The sequence below is a fragment of the Trinickia sp. NRRL B-1857 genome (assembly GCF_050470685.1).
In the GTDB taxonomy this organism is placed as follows: Bacteria; Pseudomonadota; Gammaproteobacteria; order Burkholderiales; family Burkholderiaceae; genus Trinickia.
Window position 1 is genome coordinate 1,363,118 of record NZ_JBFLUK010000001.1, and the last position, 19,542, is coordinate 1,382,659.

At 61.9% G+C, this 19,542-nt stretch carries 18 protein-coding genes; 10 read left to right on the plus strand and 8 right to left on the minus strand.

Annotation, left to right across the window (positions count from 1 at the left end):
• The first annotated feature begins 58 nt into the window (after positions 1-58).
• The 5 genes from AB1286_RS05915 (at position 59) to AB1286_RS05935 (ending at position 5,485) form a co-directional block, all read left to right on the plus strand.
• A complete protein-coding gene (locus AB1286_RS05915; protein ID WP_430362389.1) occupies positions 59-769 on the plus strand; it encodes a C39 family peptidase in 711 nt (236 codons plus the stop codon).
• A gap of 6 nt (positions 770-775) precedes the next feature.
• Positions 776-1,765, plus strand: coding sequence for a peptidase C39 (locus AB1286_RS05920; RefSeq protein ID WP_430362390.1), 990 nt, complete (start codon positions 776-778; stop codon positions 1,763-1,765).
• Positions 1,766-1,915: 150 nt separating this feature from the next.
• Complete coding sequence (locus AB1286_RS05925; RefSeq protein WP_430362391.1) at positions 1,916-3,352, plus strand: hypothetical protein; 1,437 nt, start codon at positions 1,916-1,918, stop codon at positions 3,350-3,352.
• Positions 3,353-3,488: 136 nt separating this feature from the next.
• Positions 3,489-4,880: a sigma 54-interacting transcriptional regulator gene (locus AB1286_RS05930; RefSeq protein WP_430364997.1), complete on the plus strand. Its 1,392-nt coding sequence runs from the start codon at positions 3,489-3,491 to the stop codon at positions 4,878-4,880.
• Positions 4,881-4,984: 104 nt separating this feature from the next.
• Positions 4,985-5,485, plus strand: coding sequence for a dihydrofolate reductase (locus AB1286_RS05935; protein WP_430362392.1), 501 nt, complete (start codon positions 4,985-4,987; stop codon positions 5,483-5,485).
• A 116-nt stretch (positions 5,486-5,601) separates the two neighbouring features.
• Here AB1286_RS05935 and AB1286_RS05940 read toward each other — a convergent pair whose 3' ends face one another.
• The 3 genes from AB1286_RS05940 to pmbA all read right to left on the minus strand — a co-directional run bounded on the left by AB1286_RS05940 (position 5,602) and on the right by pmbA (position 11,532).
• On the minus strand, positions 5,602-5,802 hold the full coding sequence (locus AB1286_RS05940; protein WP_430362393.1) for a hypothetical protein: 201 nt from the start codon (positions 5,800-5,802) through the stop codon (positions 5,602-5,604).
• A 191-nt stretch (positions 5,803-5,993) separates the two neighbouring features.
• Entirely contained in the window at positions 5,994-9,614 is a 3,621-nt protein-coding gene (locus AB1286_RS05945) for an RHS repeat-associated core domain-containing protein (RefSeq protein ID WP_430362394.1), read from the minus strand.
• Between the two features lie 547 nt (positions 9,615-10,161).
• The gene (pmbA, locus tag AB1286_RS05950; protein ID WP_430362395.1) at positions 10,162-11,532 is read right to left on the minus strand and encodes a metalloprotease PmbA; all 1,371 of its coding nucleotides are present in this window, start codon (positions 11,530-11,532) and stop codon (positions 10,162-10,164) included.
• A 233-nt stretch (positions 11,533-11,765) separates the two neighbouring features.
• Between pmbA and yjgA the strand changes: the two genes are divergently transcribed.
• Entirely contained in the window at positions 11,766-12,368 is a 603-nt protein-coding gene (gene yjgA / locus AB1286_RS05955) for a ribosome biogenesis factor YjgA (protein ID WP_430362396.1), read from the plus strand.
• Entirely contained in the window at positions 12,361-12,984 is a 624-nt protein-coding gene (gene mog / locus AB1286_RS05960; RefSeq protein ID WP_430362397.1) for a molybdopterin adenylyltransferase, read from the plus strand. Before yjgA ends, mog begins: the two co-directional genes overlap by 8 nt.
• Positions 12,985-13,041: 57 nt before the next feature.
• Here the strand turns inward: mog and orn are convergent, their stop codons facing one another.
• Positions 13,042-13,650 (minus strand): oligoribonuclease, encoded by a 609-nt coding sequence (gene orn / locus AB1286_RS05965; RefSeq protein ID WP_430362398.1) that lies wholly within the window; start codon positions 13,648-13,650, stop codon positions 13,042-13,044.
• A 151-nt stretch (positions 13,651-13,801) separates the two neighbouring features.
• Here orn and AB1286_RS05970 point away from each other — a divergent pair, with 151 nt between their 5' ends.
• The 3 genes from AB1286_RS05970 to AB1286_RS05980 are packed head-to-tail and all read left to right on the plus strand — an operon-like array spanning position 13,802 to position 16,352.
• The gene (locus AB1286_RS05970) at positions 13,802-15,061 is read left to right on the plus strand and encodes a M48 family metallopeptidase (protein ID WP_430362399.1); all 1,260 of its coding nucleotides are present in this window, start codon (positions 13,802-13,804) and stop codon (positions 15,059-15,061) included.
• On the plus strand, positions 15,058-15,996 hold the full coding sequence (rsgA, locus tag AB1286_RS05975) for a ribosome small subunit-dependent GTPase A (RefSeq protein ID WP_430362400.1): 939 nt from the start codon (positions 15,058-15,060) through the stop codon (positions 15,994-15,996). Before AB1286_RS05970 ends, rsgA begins: the two co-directional genes overlap by 4 nt.
• 41 nt (positions 15,997-16,037) lie before the next feature.
• On the plus strand, positions 16,038-16,352 hold the full coding sequence (locus AB1286_RS05980; protein WP_430364998.1) for a DUF2007 domain-containing protein: 315 nt from the start codon (positions 16,038-16,040) through the stop codon (positions 16,350-16,352).
• Positions 16,353-16,385: 33 nt separating this feature from the next.
• Here AB1286_RS05980 and AB1286_RS05985 read toward each other — a convergent pair whose 3' ends face one another.
• The 4 genes from AB1286_RS05985 to trmD form a co-directional block, all read right to left on the minus strand.
• Positions 16,386-17,324 (minus strand): CobD/CbiB family protein, encoded by a 939-nt coding sequence (locus tag AB1286_RS05985; protein WP_430362401.1) that lies wholly within the window; start codon positions 17,322-17,324, stop codon positions 16,386-16,388.
• 119 nt (positions 17,325-17,443) lie between these two features.
• Positions 17,444-18,121 carry a CoA pyrophosphatase gene (locus tag AB1286_RS05990; RefSeq protein WP_430362402.1) on the minus strand — a complete coding sequence of 226 codons (678 nt, stop codon included), beginning with the start codon at positions 18,119-18,121 and terminating at the stop codon, positions 17,444-17,446.
• Between the two features lie 103 nt (positions 18,122-18,224).
• Positions 18,225-18,605, minus strand: a complete 381-nt coding sequence (gene rplS, locus AB1286_RS05995) for a 50S ribosomal protein L19 (protein WP_102610281.1) — start codon at positions 18,603-18,605, stop codon at positions 18,225-18,227.
• A gap of 143 nt (positions 18,606-18,748) precedes the next feature.
• On the minus strand, positions 18,749-19,540 hold the full coding sequence (trmD, locus tag AB1286_RS06000) for a tRNA (guanosine(37)-N1)-methyltransferase TrmD (protein WP_430362403.1): 792 nt from the start codon (positions 19,538-19,540) through the stop codon (positions 18,749-18,751).
• Between the last annotated feature and the right edge of the window lie 2 nt (positions 19,541-19,542).

Here is a 19,542-nt window from a genome sequence, read left to right on the forward strand (position 1 = left end):
GCTCACGCATACCGGCCGCCAACAGGCGGTCGGTATGCGCCTCACGAGGGGAAGCAGCATGCCAGCCCACGCCCGATTCGTGGCATTGCGAACTTTCGTCGCGCTCCTAAGCGCTGCGATATGTGCGCCGAGCAACGCTCAATCGACCATCGATACGTCTAACCTTACCGGCGTACCCCTTATCAAAACGGTGCGCTCCATGCGGGATATTCGATACGGCCATATCGTCAGTCAGCGCTACGACTACAGCTGCGGCTCCGCCGCGCTCGCCACGCTGCTCAAGTACGGCTATGGCATCGATATTCCGGAGCCCGAATTGATTCAACGCATGATGGCGTTTTCGACACCGGAGGTCGTCGTCAAAAACGGCTTTTCGATGCTCGACATGAAGCACTTCGTCGAAACGATCGGCCTGCGCGGCCGCGGCTTTCGCGTCAACCTCGACGCGCTCTATCACCTGCAAATCCCCGTGCTCGTGCTGATGAACATCGGCGGCTACGAGCATTTCGTCATCGTCAAGCATGCGGAGAACGGGCGTGTGTTCATCGCCGACCCCGCACTCGGCAATCGCATCGTGCTCGACAAGGATTTCGTCGCGAGCTGGAACGGGCTCGTGTTCGCGGTCCTCGGCAAGCCGTTCAAGGAGAACTCCGAGCTGTTGCAGGACAACGTGTCGTTGGCGTTGAAGCTGCGCGAGCGAGCGCTCGACGCGAGCACGGCCACGACACCCTTCGTGGATTACGGATTGTCTAAGGCAGACTGGTTCTGACACCCCATGAAGCACTTCTTGATTTCACCGCTCAAGCTTGCGCTCGCATTAACCGCATGCGGGCTCATCAGTGCCACGCACGCCGCCGAGCGGCTCGCCGCACCGCCCGAGTTTCTCTCTGCGCAGGCAGGCGCTAGCGCCGACGGCATCCGTTGGCAGCCCGTCGGCGACGAGGTCCTCTCGCGTCAAACCGGCAAAGCGCCGGGCGGCGAGATGGTGTCCGGCTTGGTGCTCGATCTGATGTCGCAATGGCAAATGCCGGGCGGCGCATCGGCAACCGCGCACGGCAAGCTCACGATTACGAGCAACGCCGACAACTCGCTATCGGCGCAGGTGACGACCTCGGCGCAAGCGAGCGACGGCGCATCCCACGGCAACCACTACGGCAGCGTCAATGGCAATGGCAATGCAGGCGCAAACGTAAGCGCGAACCCGAATACCAATGCCGCCGTCGCAGGCAATGCCGGTGCGTCGAATAACACGCCGCCGTCATCGCCCACGACGGCGGTAGCCGGCAACGGAGCGAACCCGCAGGCGAGTGCCACCGGCGGGCAAAACGTCTCCGTCAGCGGTGTCTCTCAAGTGACGCAGGTCGCCGGCAACGGCAATACGAGTTCGAACTCGGCCGTGATCGACTTCAACGGTTCGAGTTCGTCGACGAACGGCGCAGGCGCTCCAAACGGTATGCCGAGCGTGAATACCGCGAGCGCATCGGCGACGAGTGCGTCGGGTCACGTGAAGGCTGACGTGACGTTCGCAAGCGGCGGCGTGGCGCTGACGTTGCAAACGCCGGCCGGCGTAGCCACCCAGACGATCACGCCCGCGGGTATTCAGGGCGGCGGCTCCATCGCTCAATTGGTTCAGGTGGCGGGCAACGCGCAAGCGGTCGTGAATCAACTGCAACTGAGCGTTCAAACGCAGGCGATGCCGGGCGCGCTGCTCAGGCAGTTGGGCGTATTGGACGCGTTGCGCAACTCGGCCCTACCAAGGCACTGACGAGACGAACGCGTGCGTGAGCGTTGGATGAAGGGATCGGAGAACGAGCGATTCGAGCGATTGAAGCAATAGGCAATCGATATAAACCGGCGTGAAAGGCGATAAGCAGCAGATCGCGCGCAATGCCGAAGCAAGACCGGGGGAACCACCATGTCGAACCATACATCGAGGGGCACGCTATGCGTGCAGCGCGCCGGCCGCACGCGGCTCGCGGCAATACCGGCTGCGATCATCGCGCTTGGCCTGCCGCATCTTGCATCGGCACAAGCGCTCGCGGAGCAATCGCTCGACGAGCGGCTGACCACGCTCATGCGCGTGGTCGACGAACAGCAACGGCAAATCCATTCGCTCGAAGCGCAAGTCACGCAACTTGAAATGGCGCAGCGCGGCCGTGGTCTCGCGGGTGCGGCCGACGGCGACGGCGCATCGGTGCCGCCGCCGGGCGCCGACGGTCTGCCGGTGCAGTTGCCGCCGCTCGCTCAGGTGGCCCAAGTGGCCCCGGGCTCCGCCGGCCCGACAAGCGGCGCCTCGACCGCGACCGGCGTGCCGACGTCGCCCGCGATCCCCGCGCCGGCCGGCGTCGAGCAAGGCAGCGCGATCGGCACGACGCAAAAGGCCGCGCAGCCCGTGCGAACCGAAGCCGAGAACGCGGTCGTCCAACGCGAGCATGCACCGCTATTCGATCGCAAGCTCACGCTCGATTGGGGTATCAGCGACACCTATTACGATCGGCGTCAGTTGCAGCTATCGGGCTTTCTCGCACTCGATGCGATCTTCCTCGGCAACATCAATCTGGGCGAGACGAAATCGCATCAAGTGATGGCCGATCTCGACGCCCGCTACGGGTTGACCGATCGCATCAGCTTCGACGTCGACGTGCCTTACGTCTATCGCCATAGCGATTTCATCGTGGGCGGCGCCGGCGGCGCGGCGAGCGCGCTGTCGGATGCCTCGGGCAACTCGAGCGCCATCGGCGACGTCAACTTCGGTCTTTACTACCAGTTCCTCAAAGAAAGCGGGAGTTGGCCCGACGTCGTCGGCAGTTTGCGCGTGAAAGCCCCGACGGGTACGTCGCCGTTCGGCATCAAGCTCGTTCAAGTCGACCCGAACAACACAAGCCTCGTCGCACCCACGAAGCTGCCCACCGGCACCGGCTTTTGGAACATCACGGCGGGCGTATCGGTGCTGAAGACATACGACCCGGTCGTGCTGTTCGGCAGCGCGTCCTACACCTACAACGTCGCGCGCTCGTTCTCGGATATCTCGTCCGTCCAAGGCCAATCCCAACCGGCGAAGGTCAAGCTCGGCGACGTGTTCCAGTGGGGGGCGGGTGTCGCGCTCGCGTTCTCCGAAAAGGATTCGGCCAGCGTCTCCTACACGATGGCGGTCGAGCCTCAAAGCGAAACCCAGGCGCCCGGCCAAGGCTGGCAAAAAGTGCCCGGCAGCGAGACGGTCGCCGCCGCTGTGAATTTCGGTCTGAACCACGTGGTGAACAAGCACTTGACGATCAACGGATCGGTGTCGATCGGCCTGACGCCCGATGCGCCGAACTTCGTCGTCGGCGTGCGGTTCCCGTACACCTTTTGATGCTTGACCATACGGGGGCATCGTGCGCGATACATCTCATCTGACATCGGTCGGCGCGGTCGGCACCAGTGGACCGGCCTTATCGCTTGCCGGAGGCAAGCGCAGCGGCGAGTACGCACGCACGGTGGACGAGCGGATGCTCGTGTATTTTTCGCGCGCTCCCGACCAAGACCTCGTCGATCAATTGAAAGAGCGCGGATGGACGGTATCGCTCGCGCGCACCCCAAGCGATTGTGCGCGCTTGATTCGGCTCGACGTGCCTTGCGCCGGCATCGTGGATTTGTCGCGTTTCAATGCGCGAGAGCTCGCCGCGCTGGAGTCCGCCTTGCGTCAGCCGCTCGTCGCTTGGGTTGCCCTCGCGAGCCCCGACCGGCTCGAAGAACCCGATGCAAAACGTCTTATCCGTAGCTATTGCTTCGGCTATCTGAAGCTGCCCGCCACCGCCTCGACAATCGACTATCTGCTCGGCCATGCATTCGGTATGGTGACGCTCGGCGATATGGATCTTGCCGCGGGCATGGCGAGCGTGGGCGACGACGAGATGGTCGGCACCTGCGATGCGATGCAGCAGCTATTTCGCACGATCCGCAAAGTCGCGAACACCGACGCCGCCGTGTTCATCGCCGGCGAATCGGGCACCGGCAAGGAATTGACTGCCGTCGCGATCCACGAACGCTCGCCGCGCCGCAAGGAGCCGTTCGTCGCGATCAACTGCGGTGCGATCCCGCAGCACTTGCTGCAATCGGAGTTATTCGGCTACGAGCGCGGTGCCTTCACGGGCGCGAATCAACGCAAAATCGGACGCGTCGAAGCGGCCAACGGCGGGACGCTGTTTCTCGACGAAATCGGCGACTTGCCCTTGGAAAGCCAAGCGAGCCTGCTGCGCTTCCTCCAGGAGGGCAAGATCGAACGGCTCGGCGGGCGCGAATCGATCGCGGTCGACGTGCGCGTGATCTCGGCCACGCACGTCGATCTCGAAGGCGCGATGCGCGACGGCCGGTTCCGGGCGGACCTGTTCCATCGCCTGTGCGTGCTGCGTATCGACGAGCCGCCGCTGCGCTCGCGCGGCAAAGACATCGAAATCCTGGCGCAACACGTCTTGCACAAGTTCAAGACCGACAGCGCGCGTCGCATTCGCGGGTTTGCGCCGTCGGCGATCGAGGCCATGCACAAATACAATTGGCCCGGCAACGTTCGAGAACTCATCAATCGCGTGAGGCGCGCGATCGTGATGGCCGAGGGCAAGCTCATCGGCGCGGAGGATCTCGATCTGGCGCAGTTCACCGAACAGCAATCGATGACGCTTGCTCAAGCGCGCGAGGCCGCGGAAAAGCGCGCGATCGAAGCGGCCTTGCTGCGCCACCGGCATCGGCTCAACGAAGCGGCGACCGATCTGGGCATTTCTCGCGTCACGCTCTACCGGCTGATGGGCTCACACGGTTTGAGGGATCCTGCGGCATCGGAGGAAAGAGCCAACGAGATCGACGAATCTAGCGTGGACGGATCGGGCAAAACGGCAACGGACTGAAGCAAGACGCTAAGCGATCGGCCAAGCGCAGTCGACGCACTGCGCAGGTCGCGTAGAATCGGCGGTTCAATTCACCGCTTTTTCGCGCTTCATCGCTTTCGAACATGACGACATTGACGATCATCGTCGCCCGCGCCCGCAATGGCGTGATCGGCCGCGACAACCAACTGCCGTGGCACTTGCCCGAAGATCTCGGCTTTTTCAAGCGCACGACGATGGGCGCGCCAATCATCATGGGACGCAAGACGCACGAGTCGATCGGCCGCCCGCTGCCGGGACGGCGCAATATCGTCGTGACGCGCGATGCGACGCGAAAGTTCGAAGGTTGCGAGGTGGCGACGAGCATCGACGAAGCGCTGGCGCTCGCCGCCAAGGACGGTGCGCCGGAAGCGTTCCTGATCGGCGGCACGCAGCTCTATGCCGAGGGCATCGGCTGCGCCGACAAACTAATCATTACCGAGATCGATGCCGACGTTGAAGGCGATGCGACGTTTCCGGCGCCCGATCCTGCGCGGTGGGAAGCGGTGTCGCGCGAGCCGCATCACGCGGAAGCGTTCGCCTACATGCGCGTCGTGTATCGACGGACCGGTCGCGAACGCAGCTAACGCGTTCGCTGTGGAGCGCCACATACGATCGGCCAACTAAGATTCCCTTGGCAGCGGCTGGCAGCAGCGCAGATGGGGCAGGACATCGGTGCCGGCCGCCCCGGTAGGACGCCGGATCAACCATCCACAAAGCTGAGCCAGTCCGTTTCCGCATTGGACGCCTCAATCGTGAATTTCCCCGAATTCCCGAATTGATCGTGGATCACAAAAATCGGCGCATCACAATCCGCCGCAGTGCCGGCCGGAACACCAGCTTTATACTTATAAGCAGCCAACGTTACGCAGTTGCCGCCGCGATTATATGGCAATGTGTCCATCTTATTTTGCCAGTTTGGAGCACAGACCTAAGTTACCCTTATCCGTGTAGTATTGCGTAGATAACAATTCTTTCCACCACAAATCGCCTATTTATCGATCGCCGGCAAATAACTAAGTAATGAGAATATGCTCGGCGCGTTCGCTCACTTTATCGATTTTGCTGCGTCATAAGTCATGCCGGACACCCACATCATGGCGCGGGCGCGGGCGCGGGCGCGGGCACGAATTCGTTAGGCAAACCCCATTCACGCCTATTCTCCGCTATCCATGTAATTACTCGAGTGCGCTCAACATCCCAGAGCGGCAAGATCACGCCTTGATCATCGACCATCACAATGTTGCGGCGGATGACATGAAACAATTCGGCGGAAGGTGTTGGGTCCTGCCAATGCCTAATACGATCGAATTGATCGTCGAGTGAACGATTGAATGGTGTGTCCTCGTCGTAAATACCTCGCCGCCCTAACTGGGCGGCCGCTGCATCGAGATCGTCCCTCACTATATTGAACGGTGCCGTCTCGGGGAAACTCGGCGCCTCCTTAGTCGGAAGAACATTCTCAGTATCAGGTCCGATCGGGCCGGAACTATGGGTGTATTCCATCGTGGGAAATTCGGTGCCGGCTGCATCGATTCCGCCCATTTCGCCAAGGCTACCGACATCGCCCACTTCCCCCACAGCTCCTGTCCCGCTAAACAAATCGCCCACGCCGTCGCCGGCAAAGCTCTCTGCGCCCAACACGGCCAATGTGGACCAGGATGTCGAAAGGCCGGTGGTAGTGTGAAGGAAGCCGACGGCGGTGTTCGTGAGCCAACCCGCACCTTGAATGGCCGCTCCAAAGGGGGTCGCGCCAAAGAACTTAGATCCGATGATGGGAGCAGCCAGCTTTTCCAAGCGAGCCACTGGATTATATTTGTCCGGCAAGAAACTCAATATGCCGCCCTTGGTGGTGAAATTATACAAACGGTCACCCGCCGCATTGAAAAAGGTCGATAACCATGGCGCATGCTTGCCAACGAAATCACCGATACCGTGGTCGACGCTCTTAATCCAATGGGTGAGAAAGAAATGCCCAGACGGATCGAAGCGATTAATCGGGTCGCCGCCGCAGTAAGCATACGGATTGAAGCCGCCCTTACCGAAAGGACTATACGCTGCCGCGTCGGGCTGGGCAAAACGCATCAGCCCCGGCAAATAGGCGCGGTAGCCGTTGCCTAGCATGTAGCCGGGCAATACCGGGTCGCGGTACTGGCCGGTGTAGCCTCCCTGTATGGCACATGCCTTGGGATGATCTTCGCCATAAGCGCTATAAGCGTGGTCCTCACTGCTAGCGCCATTGCTCGCAGTCAGGACCGAGCCCTGGCTGTCTGACACCAGCAGCCAGACGCCGCCGTCGCTGTGTTGTTCGATGTATTGCGACGGGCACCCGACCGGCGAGCACAACATCCGAGTCGTGCTCGCGTCTTGCTCCAGATTAACCAGTGCACCATGCAGGTAGTAAAAATAGGTAGTCGAGCCGCTTGTGACCTGGCTATATCTACGATTGTGCGCATCGTAGCGGTATTGGGCCGACTCGCGAACGGCATTAGTAGTCTGTTGGAGCCGGCCGAGCTCATCGTACAGGTCAAAGGTGTTGCCGATGCCATCGTCGATAGTTCGCCCCGCACCGTCATACCGTACCGTGGCTCGGCTCCCGTCATGCGCGGGATACGAAGCATGGGTATTTGAATACGCCGATAGCACATAAGGCACGATCGGATCACCGTCGTACCAGAAGCGCGCGATATTGCTCTCGCCTTTCGGGAAAGAACTCACGACCTGCGTGACGTTACCGAATGGATCCAACGTATACGTCTGAGCGCATAGGATATTGCCATATCGGTCCGTGGGGCTGCCCACCGAACTCTTCCAGGTGGTCAAACGATTACGCTTGTCATAGCCGTAAGTTTCCTTGCGATAGGTGTTCCCCGCGTGGGTGATAGTGCGTGAAGTACACAGGTTGGCCTCATTCCAAATTTGCGTGACAGTCCAGGTGGGGCTGTTCTCCGCGTCACCATCCTGCCAAACGGTTCGCCCCACCTCTCGCCCGTAGTCGTCTAGCGTCAGGGCCGTGCGCCACTTGCGGGCGCTCGTCAAATCGAAGGTCTGCCATTCGGTCAGGCGACCAGCCGGATCGTAGTGCAGCGTCACCTTCATCTTGTCGTCGCTCACCTCGCTCACGCGGCCAAAGGAATCGTGCTTGGTGATGCGCGTCGCACCGTCCACGTGCGTGTACTTGTAACGCTTGCCTCCCACCGAGTATTGCTCGTGCGTCATCGTCCGTGACTTTCCGTCGAAGCTCGTAATCTCGCTTTTCGCACGCCCGGACGGATGATGGGTGTACTGCACGCTGGAGCTGCCCGTGCTCACGGCTGTCTCGCTTGCGCCAGTTAGCATCCCGGTTTTAGGGTCATAGGCGTAGGTCTGTGTGATTGCAACGGGGCCGTCCTGTGACGGATATGCCTTCACAGTCTCGAGCGCGCCATGCAGTTCTCGAATATACGAGTACCGTCGCACGGTACCGTCGGGCGCGCACACCTGCGTGGCGCGGACATCCATCAACTGACTGTCGGCATTTGGCGCATCGTACTGATACTTCCATGACACCCGCCCAGTGTCGGCCGATACGATGCGGTTCAGCCCGTCGAACGCGCGCTTGCCCATGGAAGTTTCCGCCACCTGTAGCGCCGAGTTCGTCACGGTGATTTCAACCGCTTGGGGTGCCGGCGAATCCGCTCGGTAGTGACGCTTGACGACGGTGCCGTCAGGCAGTGCTGTCTCGATCCTTCGGCCCCATGGGTCGTACTTGTAGGTGGTGACCCCACCCAATGCGTCGGTCGCGGCAGCCAAGCGGTTGAGCCCGTCGTAGGACATCGTGCATACGCTATATGGCTTGGCCTTGCTGATATCGGCGCCGGCCGCATAACGAGCCATCTGCAAAGGCTTGCCGCCGGCGCTATACGTGACCACCGACTGTCCCGTGGTAACTTCTGCGTCTTGGCTTTTGCCGCCGCGCGTGGTGACGATGGTACGAGCGATCGGGTCGACGCTCGTGCTATGCCAACGGCCGGAGCTCTCGTCTATTCGGCACAGCCGTCCCCACTCGTCGTACTGGTAAACGTCAGTCCCGCAATAGCTCTCTTGCGGGTCGAGCAGACAGTCCGTTCGAGTAACTGACACCAGGCGGCCGCATTGGTCGAACGTTTGTGAACCAAGTTTACAATTCGCGTCCTCGACGGCGTCGTCGACGCTGTTAATCGCGGTATACAAGCATCGCCCCATTGCATCGAAGCCACCGCATATCTTGTTGCCGTTGATATCCTCAGTAATGATTTGAAAGGCTTCGTCGACGCCGTCGGTGAAAACGAGCTCCGAGGTCATCGTGCTCTCATGCGCAGTGCCAACGGCCCGAGTACGCGCCGTCAGATACCCGAGCGCGTTATAGGCGAAGGACGTGGTGATACCTTGCGCATTGGTGCTTCGCCAGACACGGCCAGTGAAAGGCGAACCGCTCCGCCAGGTGCTGACCTTCAGACCATCGTGCGTCAATACCGCGGTGGTATAGCGCAATGAGCCTATCCATACCGGGTCGTCTTCGCATGCAAACGTGCGCGTGGTCACATAGCGCTTGCCGCTGCCGTCGTTGGGATAGTGAGTATGGGTCGTTTGGGTCAGTCGCCCGAGATTGGCGCTGTCCTTGGCATAGTCGAAGGTGCGCTCTGACAGCAACTTACCGCCGCTGGAGTGCGATTCATAGCATTTCCTGATAACCATGATGACGTACTCCGTGGAATCTCTGACGACTGCGCCACAAAGTCCTCCCTCACGCCATAGAGCCCTGTTCTAGGATCTACTCCGCTCGACATCGCGCTAGCGAAATTTCCAACATGACTGAAAAAAATCGGCACTTGGCTCATAAGCGCTCTTCATACGCTTGTCTTCGGCAAGAATGACTAAGACTACGCGACTCGATCGCCGCATCGCCAAATCTCCCTTCAGTTAAAGGTGCTACGGCGGCACGGGCGTTGCGCTCTCTCACCTTAGATCAAGCAAGCATCAGATCAACCAACAATTCCGCGCTATTCGCCGAATTCGTCCACAATTTGAGCGGATGTGCCCCAAAGCAACTGGGATATACAAGAGGCTATCGGCGCCCGGTGCGACTTCTAGCCCGCAAAGAAAAACCGCGGACTGATCGTGCAGCGGTCCGCGGCTTCTTTTTTGCTCTTCCGCACGGGCTCCCCTCAGCGGGATCTATCGTCGCGACGCTTGCCGAGCAAGTTCTTCGCGCACGCCCATCGTGCCTCCAACGTCTACGCCGTTACTGCCCCGCGATCGTCATCCGCTCGATCAGCACGGAGCCGGTTTGCTTCGTGCCGCGCACGATCGAATCGGCGCCGATCGCGACGATATTGCGGAACATTTCCTGAAGCGTCCCGGCCACGGTGATCTCTTCGACCGGGTATTGGATCTCGCCGTTCTCTACCCAGAAGCCCGACGCCCCACGCGAATAGTCGCCCGTCACGTAGTTGACGCCCTGCCCCATGAGCTCGGTCAGAAGCAACCCCGTGCCGAGCTTCTTGAGCATCGCCTTGAAATCGTCCTCGGGGCGCGTCTCGCTGCTCGTCAGCGTGAGATTGTGCGAGCCGCCCGCGTTACCGGTCGTCTGCATACCGAGCTTACGGGCCGAATACGTCGACAGGAAATACCCTTCGACGACCCCGTCCTTCACGACCGAGCGCTGCTTCGTGCGCACGCCCTCTTCGTCGAACGGCGCGCTGCCCATCGCGCCCGGCACGTGCGGGTCTTCAACGATCTGCACATGCGGCCCGAAGACGCTCTTGCCGAGACTATCCAACAGGAACGTGGTTTTGCGATACAACGCGCCGCCGCTCGTCGCTTGCACGAATGCGCCGAGCAGACCGGCCGCGAGCGGCGCCTCGAACAGCACGGGCACCTTGCGCGTATCGAGCCGGCGCGCGCCGAGCCGGGCAAGCGCGCGCTGCGCTGCGTAACGGCCGATCGCCTCGGGGTCGGCCAGCGAGTGCGCGTCGCGCTTGGACGAGTACCAATCGTCGCGCTGCATGTTGCGGCCGCTACCGGCGATCGGCGCGCAGGCCACGTAGTGACGCGAGTACGGATAGCCGGACAGGAAACCGCGCGTTGTGGCGAGCACGAATTGAGAATGCTGCGCCGACACGCTCGCGCCTTCCGAATTGCGAATCTGCGGCCCCGTGGCGAAAGCCGCATCCTCGGCCCGGCGGGCGATTTCGACGGCCTCGTCGGCCGACAAATGCCACGGGTGATACAAATCGAGATCGCGCGGGGCCGTTTCCAAGAGTTCGGCTTCCGCGAGCCCGGCGCAATCGTCCTCGGCCGTAAACCGCGCGATGTTGTAAGCGGCGGCCACCGTATCGCGCAGGGCCTCTTTCGAGAAATCCGACGTGCTCGCATTGCCGCGCTTAGCGCCGATGAACACGGTCACGCCCACCATCTTGTCGCGATTGTGTTCGATCGTTTCGACCTCGCCGCGACGCACGGAGACCGATAGCCCGTCGCCCTCGGAGATTTCCGTGGCAGCGTCCGTTGCGCCGAGCGATTTCGCGTGCTTGAGGATGTCGGACGCGATCTCCTTCAATTCATCTTGGGTGTGCGGGAAAAAGCGTTGTGAGGTTTCCGTATCCGCTGCCATCGTGAGTGCCGTCCGGTGAAAAGCTGTCTGTTGAGCATGGCTCGGGTCGCCGCCGTCGAATCCGCCGCGCGCGAGGCCTACCCGATCGTTCGCATCCCGCGATCATAGCAAGGCTTGGGCGGATGGTCGCGAAGACGCGTCGAACATGGCCGCAAAGGGCTGCTCCTCCTCACCGCCCCGCCGGCTCGCCGCGCGAGCCGGATACCGCTCTCGCGCACGCTACAATATCGGCTATGACACGCAAAACCCGCATCCAACCGATCGAGCACGACGATTCCGCCGATCAAGATCCCGCCTACGATCGTCCCAGCAAATCGCAACTGAAGCGAGAAATGCACGCGCTGCAAGTGTTGGGCGTCGATCTCGTCGAATTGCCGAAAGACGCGCTCAAACGCATGCCGATGCCCGAAAACCTGGCCGATGCCGTGCGCGAAGCGCGCCGCATCACGGACCACGAAGGCAAACGACGCCAAGTCCAGTACATCGGGCGCGTAATGCGCACGCTGACGGAAAACGAAATCGCGGCCCTGCGTACGGCGCTGGATACGCACCGCGGCGTGAACAAGGCCGAAACGGCGCGGCTGCACTGGATCGAGCAGACGCGCGAACGGCTCATCGCAGACGACGACGCATTCACGGCATTCTTGCGCGAGCACCCGGGCGTCGACGCCCAGGAAGGCCGCACGTTGATCCGAAACGCGCGCAGGGAAGCGCAGCAAAGCAAGCCCCCGCGCTACTTCCGCGAGCTGTTCCAGTGGATCAAGAACGCCGGCGGCGGTGCGGCCGAGGACGCCGATACGGACGACTCAACCGACGACGAAGATACCGATGCCTAAGCCCACGCGCAGCCACCCGGACGAAATCGTCATCGGGCTCGTATCGATCAGCGACCGCGCCTCGAGCGGAGTATACGAAGACAAGGGGCTGCCGGCGCTGGAAGCATGGCTCGGCCAGGCGCTGGCCTCGCCCTGGCGCGTGGAAAAGCGGCTCATCGCCGACGAACCGGCGCAAATCTCGGCCACGCTGATCGAACTCGTGGATAACCAAGGCTGCGATCTGGTGCTGACGACGGGCGGTACCGGCCCGGCGCGGCGCGACGTCACGCCCGAGGCTACGCTTGCCGTCGCCACCAAGGAAATGCCGGGCTTCGGCGAGCAAATGCGGCAAATCAGCCTCAATTTCGTGCCGACCGCCATTTTGTCGCGCCAAGTCGCCGTGATTCGGGAAACGGCCGATCATGCGGCGCTGATCGTCAACTTGCCGGGTCAGCCGAGGTCGATTCAGGAGACGCTGGAAGGGCTGCGCGACGACTCGGGCGCCGTGAAAGTACCCGGTATTTTCGCGGCGGTGCCGTATTGCATCGACTTGATCGGCGGGCCGTACGTGAGCACTCACGACTCGGTCGTCGCGGCTTTCCGCCCGAAGAACGCCCGGCGCGCACCGCCCGCGTGAAAGGCGCTCGAGCGGCCGAGCGGCTGCCGGCTACCGCCGGCAGTCAGTCGTCAGCCGTTAGTTGCCTTCGACGCTGGCCGGGCTGGACGCGACGAGGAAATGCTGGCGGTAGTACTTGAGTTCGTCGATCGACTCGTGGATGTCGGCCAGCGCCGTGTGCATTGCGCGCTTTTGGAAGCCCTTGTAGATGGCCGGCTGCCAGCGGCGGCACAATTCCTTGAGCGTGCTGACGTCGAGATTGCGGTAATGAAAAAACCGCTCGAGTTCGGGCATCCAGCGCGCCATGAACCGCCGATCCTGACATATCGAATTTCCGCACATCGGCGATTTGCCGGGCGGGACATAATTGCCGAGGAAGGCGCGAATCTGCTCGGTGGCCTCAGCTTCCGTCACCGTCGACGCACGCACGCGATCGATGAGACCCGACCGGCCATGCGTGTTCTTGTTCCATTCGTCCATCTTGTCGAGCGTTTCGTCGCTCTGATGAATGGCGAGCACCGGGCCCTCGACGACTTTCTCGAGGGTCGAGTTCGTCACCACGACGGCGATTTCGATGATGCGGTCGGTGTCGGGCTCGAGCCCCGTCATTTCCATATCGAGCCAAACGAGGTTCATCTCGCTGCGCGCGAGCGTCGGCTCTCCGACGGGTTCAAGTAAGTCAGTCATGAAGGCAATCCGGTGATAGGTACTAAACGAAGCAAAGAAACGGCGAACGCAAAACGGGGAAATCGGCAATGCGCGCCTTGCGCGAGGTCGAGCACGCTCGCCCGATCCCGCGAAACTTTATAATTCTCGCATAGATAACTTGGACTTCCCGATGCCCGCTCTCGACTTCACCGTTCTGTTCGCCGTCATGGTGGTCGCGATGGTTGCCACGAAATTGTGGCTGGCCTCACGACAAATCCGCTTCGTCGCGGCGCACCGAGACGCGGTGCCTAGACAATTCATCGATACGATCCCCATCGCGGCCCATCGGCGGGCCGCCGACTACACGGTGGTGCGCACGCGCCTGTCGATGCTCGAGATCATCGTCGGGGCCGCCGTGCTGATCGGGCTCACGTTGCTCGGCGGCGTGCAAGCGCTCGATCGCGCAATCGTCGGATGGCTTGGCGAGGGTTATGCGGGCCAGATCGCTCTCGTCGCGGCCGTGTTCGTCGTCACGAGCGTGATCGACCTACCCTTCGACTACTACCGGCAGTTCGTCGTCGAGGAACGATTCGGCTTCAATCGGATGACGCGAGCCATTTTCTTCGCCGATCTCGCCAAGGGCGCCGCGCTCGGCGCCGCATTCGGTGTGCCGCTGCTCTTTGTCGTCCTCTGGCTCATGGGCCGGGCCGGCGGCTTGTGGTGGTTGTGGGCGTGGGCGGTTATCGTCGTCTTTCAGTTGCTCGTCCTCGTGCTCTATCCGACGGTGATCGCGCCGCTCTTCAACAAGTTCGAGCCGCTCAGCGACGAAGCGCTCGCCCACCGAATCGAAGCGCTGATGAAACGCTGTGGCTTTGCGGCAAAGGGCTTGTTCGTGATGGACGGCAGCCGCCGTTCCGCGCACGGCAACGCTTACTTCACAGGTTTCGGCGCCGGCAAGCGGATCGTCTTTTTCGATACGCTGCTCGCTCGGCTGACGGGTGGCGAAATCGAAGCGGTACTCGCGCACGAGCTGGGTCATTTCAAGCGCCGTCACGTGACCAAGCGCATGCTCGTGACGTTCGCGATCACGTTGGGGCTGTTCGCGCTGCTCGGCTGGCTCAGCGGGCGCACGTGGTTCTACGAAGGGCTTGGCGTGCGGCCTTCGATGACGGGCAGCAACGACGCGCTCGCGCTCGTGCTGTTCTTCCTCGCACTGCCGGTGTTCATGTTCTTCGTCACGCCGCTCGGCGCTCTGACCTCGCGCAAACACGAATTCGAAGCGGACGCCTTCGCGGCCAGCCAGACCGATGCGCAAGAACTCGTCAACGCGCTCGTCAAGCTGTATGAGGACAATGCCTCCACGCTCACGCCCGATCCCCTCTACACGGCCTTTTACTACTCGCATCCGCCGGCCTCGCAGCGGATCGAGCGACTGCTGCGGCACGCATGAGCTCGCGTCCCGCTAAAGCCGCCAAGCGCACCGGTGCCGCGCGCTCGCAGGGGCTCGTCATCGCCGCGCACGGGCGCCACTATCTCGTTGCGCCGGAACACGAACCGCACGCGCTCTTGCAGTGCTTCCCACGCGGCAAGAAAAGCGAAGTCGCCGTGGGCGATCGCGTCGTCTATGAGCCGACGTCGGCGGATCAAGGCGTCATCGTCGAGATCGGCGAGCGGCGCAATCTGCTTTACCGCTCGGATCAATACAAATCGAAGCTCTTTGCCGCGAACCTCGATCAGTTGCTGATCGTCCTCGCCACAGAGCCGCATTTCAGTGAGGATCTGCTCGGGCGTGCGCTCGTCGCGGCCGAAGCCAACGAACTGACGCCGGTCATCGTCCTGAACAAGACGGACGTCAGCGAAGCGCTACCGGCCGCGCGGGAACGGCTGGCACCCTACCGCGCGCTCGGCTACGACGTGCTCGAGTTGTCGATCAAGGCACGCCCCGACGAAGCCCGTACGATCCTGCATGAGCGATTGCACGGCCACGCGACGCTGCTGCTCGGTCAGTCGGGAATGGGCAAATCGACGCTCGTGAACTTGATCGTGCCCGATGCCGACGTCGCCACACGCGAAATCTCGACGGCGCTCAATAGCGGGCGCCATACGACCACGTTCACGCGGTTGTATCCGTTGCCGGACGGCGGTGCGCTCATCGATTCGCCGGGTTTTCAGGAGTTCGGGCTCCATCACTTGACCGAGGGCCGGCTCGAGCGTGCGTTTCCGGAATTCCGTCCGCTCCTGGCGCACTGCCGTTTCTACAATTGCCACCATCTGCACGAACCGGGCTGTGCGATTCTGGACGCGCTGGCCGAAGGGCGGATCGCACGCGAGCGGCACGGGCTCTATGCGCAGCTTGTGCATGAAGCCAGTCAGATCGTTCGATAGCGGCCCCGCATCGAACGATCCAACCGACGCGCCCGCCTATGCTGAAACTGACCCACGCACCGAATCCCGTCATCGGCCAGCATTGGGTCAATGTGCTGGCGGCAGCCGGAATCGAATGCGAACTGCATAACCGGTACCTAAACGGCGCGCTCGGCGAAATTCCGGCGGACCAATGTGCGCCGGAGCTGTGGCTCGTCGACGAGCGGGATGAAGCGCTCGCGCGGCGCGTCCTGGCAACCGCCCAAAGCGGTCCGGCGCCGGACGTGCCGACCTGGCGATGTCAGGGGTGCGGAGAAACGCTGGAACCGCAATTCACCGCATGCTGGCGATGCGGCGCGTTACGCGAAACGAATTGAAAATTGAACTTAGGCGGGAAAACCCGCCGGCCGTCAGCCGACCCACACCGCAATCGTCAGCATCAGCAACAAGATCATCCACAAGATGACGGCGCGCCAGACGAGGCCGACCGCCGATTGCAGCGTGCGCGGCGTGCAATCGTCGCCGACGGGCATCGGACCGCCATCCGGTGAGCCGAGCGTCTCGATGCTCGAGGGCTCGGCCAGCGGACCCGCCAGACGCGCGCCGAGCGCGCCGCTGCCGGCGGACAGCAGGACGCCGTCGTTCGCGTCCGGCCATTGGCGCGCGTGGTTGCGCCAAGCGTAAATCGCATCCTCGAAGTTACCGACGATGGCAAACCCGAGCGCCGTCAACCGAGCCGGCACCCAATCGATCACGAAAAACGCATTGCGGGCGAAGCCCCCGAAAGCCGCGGTGCGCTCGCCGACCGACACACTCCAACTGCGCGCGAGGTATTCGGAGATGCGGTAAAGCACGGCGCCCGCGGGCCCGATCGGTACGAGGAACCAAAAGAAAACGCCAAACACGTGCCGATGCGAGGCAACGACGGCATGAATCAACGTATGGCGCACGATCTCGCCGACGGGCATGTCGACCGTGTCCATACCGGTCCACTCGGCGAGGATTTCACGCGCACGCGGAACGTCGTCGTTATTGAGCGCGAGATGAATATCGGTGAAGTAATGGCTGAATTGCCGGAAACCGAGCGTGAAATAAACGATGACGACGTTCCAAAGGAACGCTAGCGCGAAGCTGATTCGATAAAGGAGGTAATAGACCGCGCCGACTGCAAGTGTCCAAGGCAACACCACGACGAGCCACGCGAGCATGCCATGTTTTCTCTTGCCCGCGTCGAAGCCTTGCGCAGCCGATTCCGCGTGGTATTGCAGCAGCGCGAAGATCGGATTGCTCTGCGAGAGCGCGCGCAGCTGTTCGATGACAAGGGCCAACAATACGGAGAAAAAGGTCATGCGAGGGGCCGTGACAATTCGAGTTTGTTCGTATGTCGCGTAACGATAGCACAGGGCGTGGCACCCGAATGGGGTGCGCTAGGTCCAGCCGAGCCCCATCCCACACACCCGAGACCCGTTTACGCGGCCAAGAAGCGATAGAAATTGCGCAACATGCCGGCAGTTGCGCCCCAAATGAAATATTGGCCGCCGTTGCCGGGGCGCGGATACGGCATGGCGAAAAAGCGACGCTCGCCTCCTTCCCAACGCAGCAGACGCACTTCGTGGTTGGCGGGATTCATCAGAAACGGCAGTGGCACTTCGAAAATTTCCGCGACTTCGAGCGCATCGGCTTCGACCGAAAACGGGGGGTGTACGAGTCCGACGACCGGCGTCACGCAAAAACCCGTACCGGTCAGATAGTCGGGCAGCGCGCCGAGAACTTCGACGCGCTCCGGCGCCAATGCCACTTCCTCTTGCGCTTCGCGTAGCGCTGTCGCGATCGCATCGGGATCCGACGGTTCACGCCGGCCGCCGGGAAAACTGATTTGCCCCGCGTGATCGCTCAGATGATCGGCGCGCTGGGTAAGCAGGACCGAAAGCCCGGCCGCTCGAACGATGAGCGGCACGAGTACGGCGGCCGCGCGCGGATCGCCGCGCTCGGCGATGGTCTCGAACGGCTCCGGCGCCCACGCCAAACGTTGAGCGAAGCGCTCGCGCAAGCCGGCGGGAGTGAACCGATAAGCGGCCACGCCGGGCAAATCGGCACCGGTCGCCTCGATCGGTAGCACTTCGGGTTCGAAGACGGGACGAATCAACGTGACGCTCGTGAAGTCATGGACGGATACCCGTCATTGTGACGCCGCAAACAAAAAAGAAAAAAGCACCCGAACCGGGTGCTTTTTCTTACAGCTATCACGCTCAGGAAGCAGCGCGGTCCTTCGAGACCAGCTTTTCCTTGATACGTGCCGACTTACCCGAACGCTCGCGCAGGTAGTACAGCTTCGCACGACGCACATCGCCGCGACGCTTCACGACGATGCTGGCCAGCAGCGGCGAATACGTTTGGAACGTACGCTCGACGCCTTCGCCCGACGAAATCTTACGGACGATGAACGACGAGTTCAGGCCACGGTTACGCTTCGCGATCACAACGCCTTCATAGGCCTGAACACGCTTGCGGGTACCTTCGACCACGTTCACGTTGACGATCACCGTATCGCCAGGGGCGAATTCGGGAATCGACTTGCCGGCGAGCACGCGCTCGATCTCTTCCTGCTCGAGTTTTGCAATCAGATTCATCACTGACTCCTTAAGCCATCTTGTCGGCGTTATGCCTGCCGTGCGCCCCATGGGCGATTTGGCGTGGCCCCGATAGAGGATGGGTTCACATCTGACGCCACTCTCGTGGCGCCGCCTTCGCCCTGCTCGCGAGTCGAATTCCCTCAGGATTCCGATGCCGCTTTTGCAAGGCTTGCGAGCCATGCCTCGTCGGCACGACTCAACATCTTGTTACGCCTCGCGCGCACGATCAGATCGGGCCGCTTGGCTAGCGTGTTCTTAAGCGCTTCCTTCCGGCGCCACTGCTCGATTTCGGCATGGTGGCCGCCGAGCAGCACGTCGGGCACGCGCATACCCTCGTATTCCTCAGGGCGCGTGTAATGCGGACAATCGAGCAAACCGTCGACGAAGCTATCCTGAACGGCGGACTGCGCATCGCCGAGAACGCCCGGCAACTGCCTCACTACAGCGTCCATCAACGCCATGGCGGGCAACTCCCCGCCCGAGAGGACGAAATCGCCGAGGCTGACTTCTTCGTCCACGCACCGATCGATCAAACGCTGGTCGATCGCTTCATATCGGCCGCACAACAACACGAGCCCGGGCTCGCTTGCAAAGCGCATGACGCGTTCGTGATCGAGCGGTGCCCCTTGAGGCGACATCATCACGACGCGCGAGCCGCTGACGCCCAGCGCTTCTTGGGCTGCTTTCGCCGCACCGATCGCCGCTTCGAGCGGCTTGGCAAGCATCACCATGCCGGGGCCGCCGCCGTAAGGCCGATCGTCGACCGTACGGTAGTTGTCCGTCGTGAAATCACGCGGATTCCACGTTCTCAAGCCGAACCGCCCTTGCTTCGCCGCTCGACTCGTAATGCCCCACTCGGTAATCGCGCGGAACATCTCCGGAAAGAGCGAGACGACATCGAACTGCATCGCGCGCTCCCTAGCGTGGACCATGC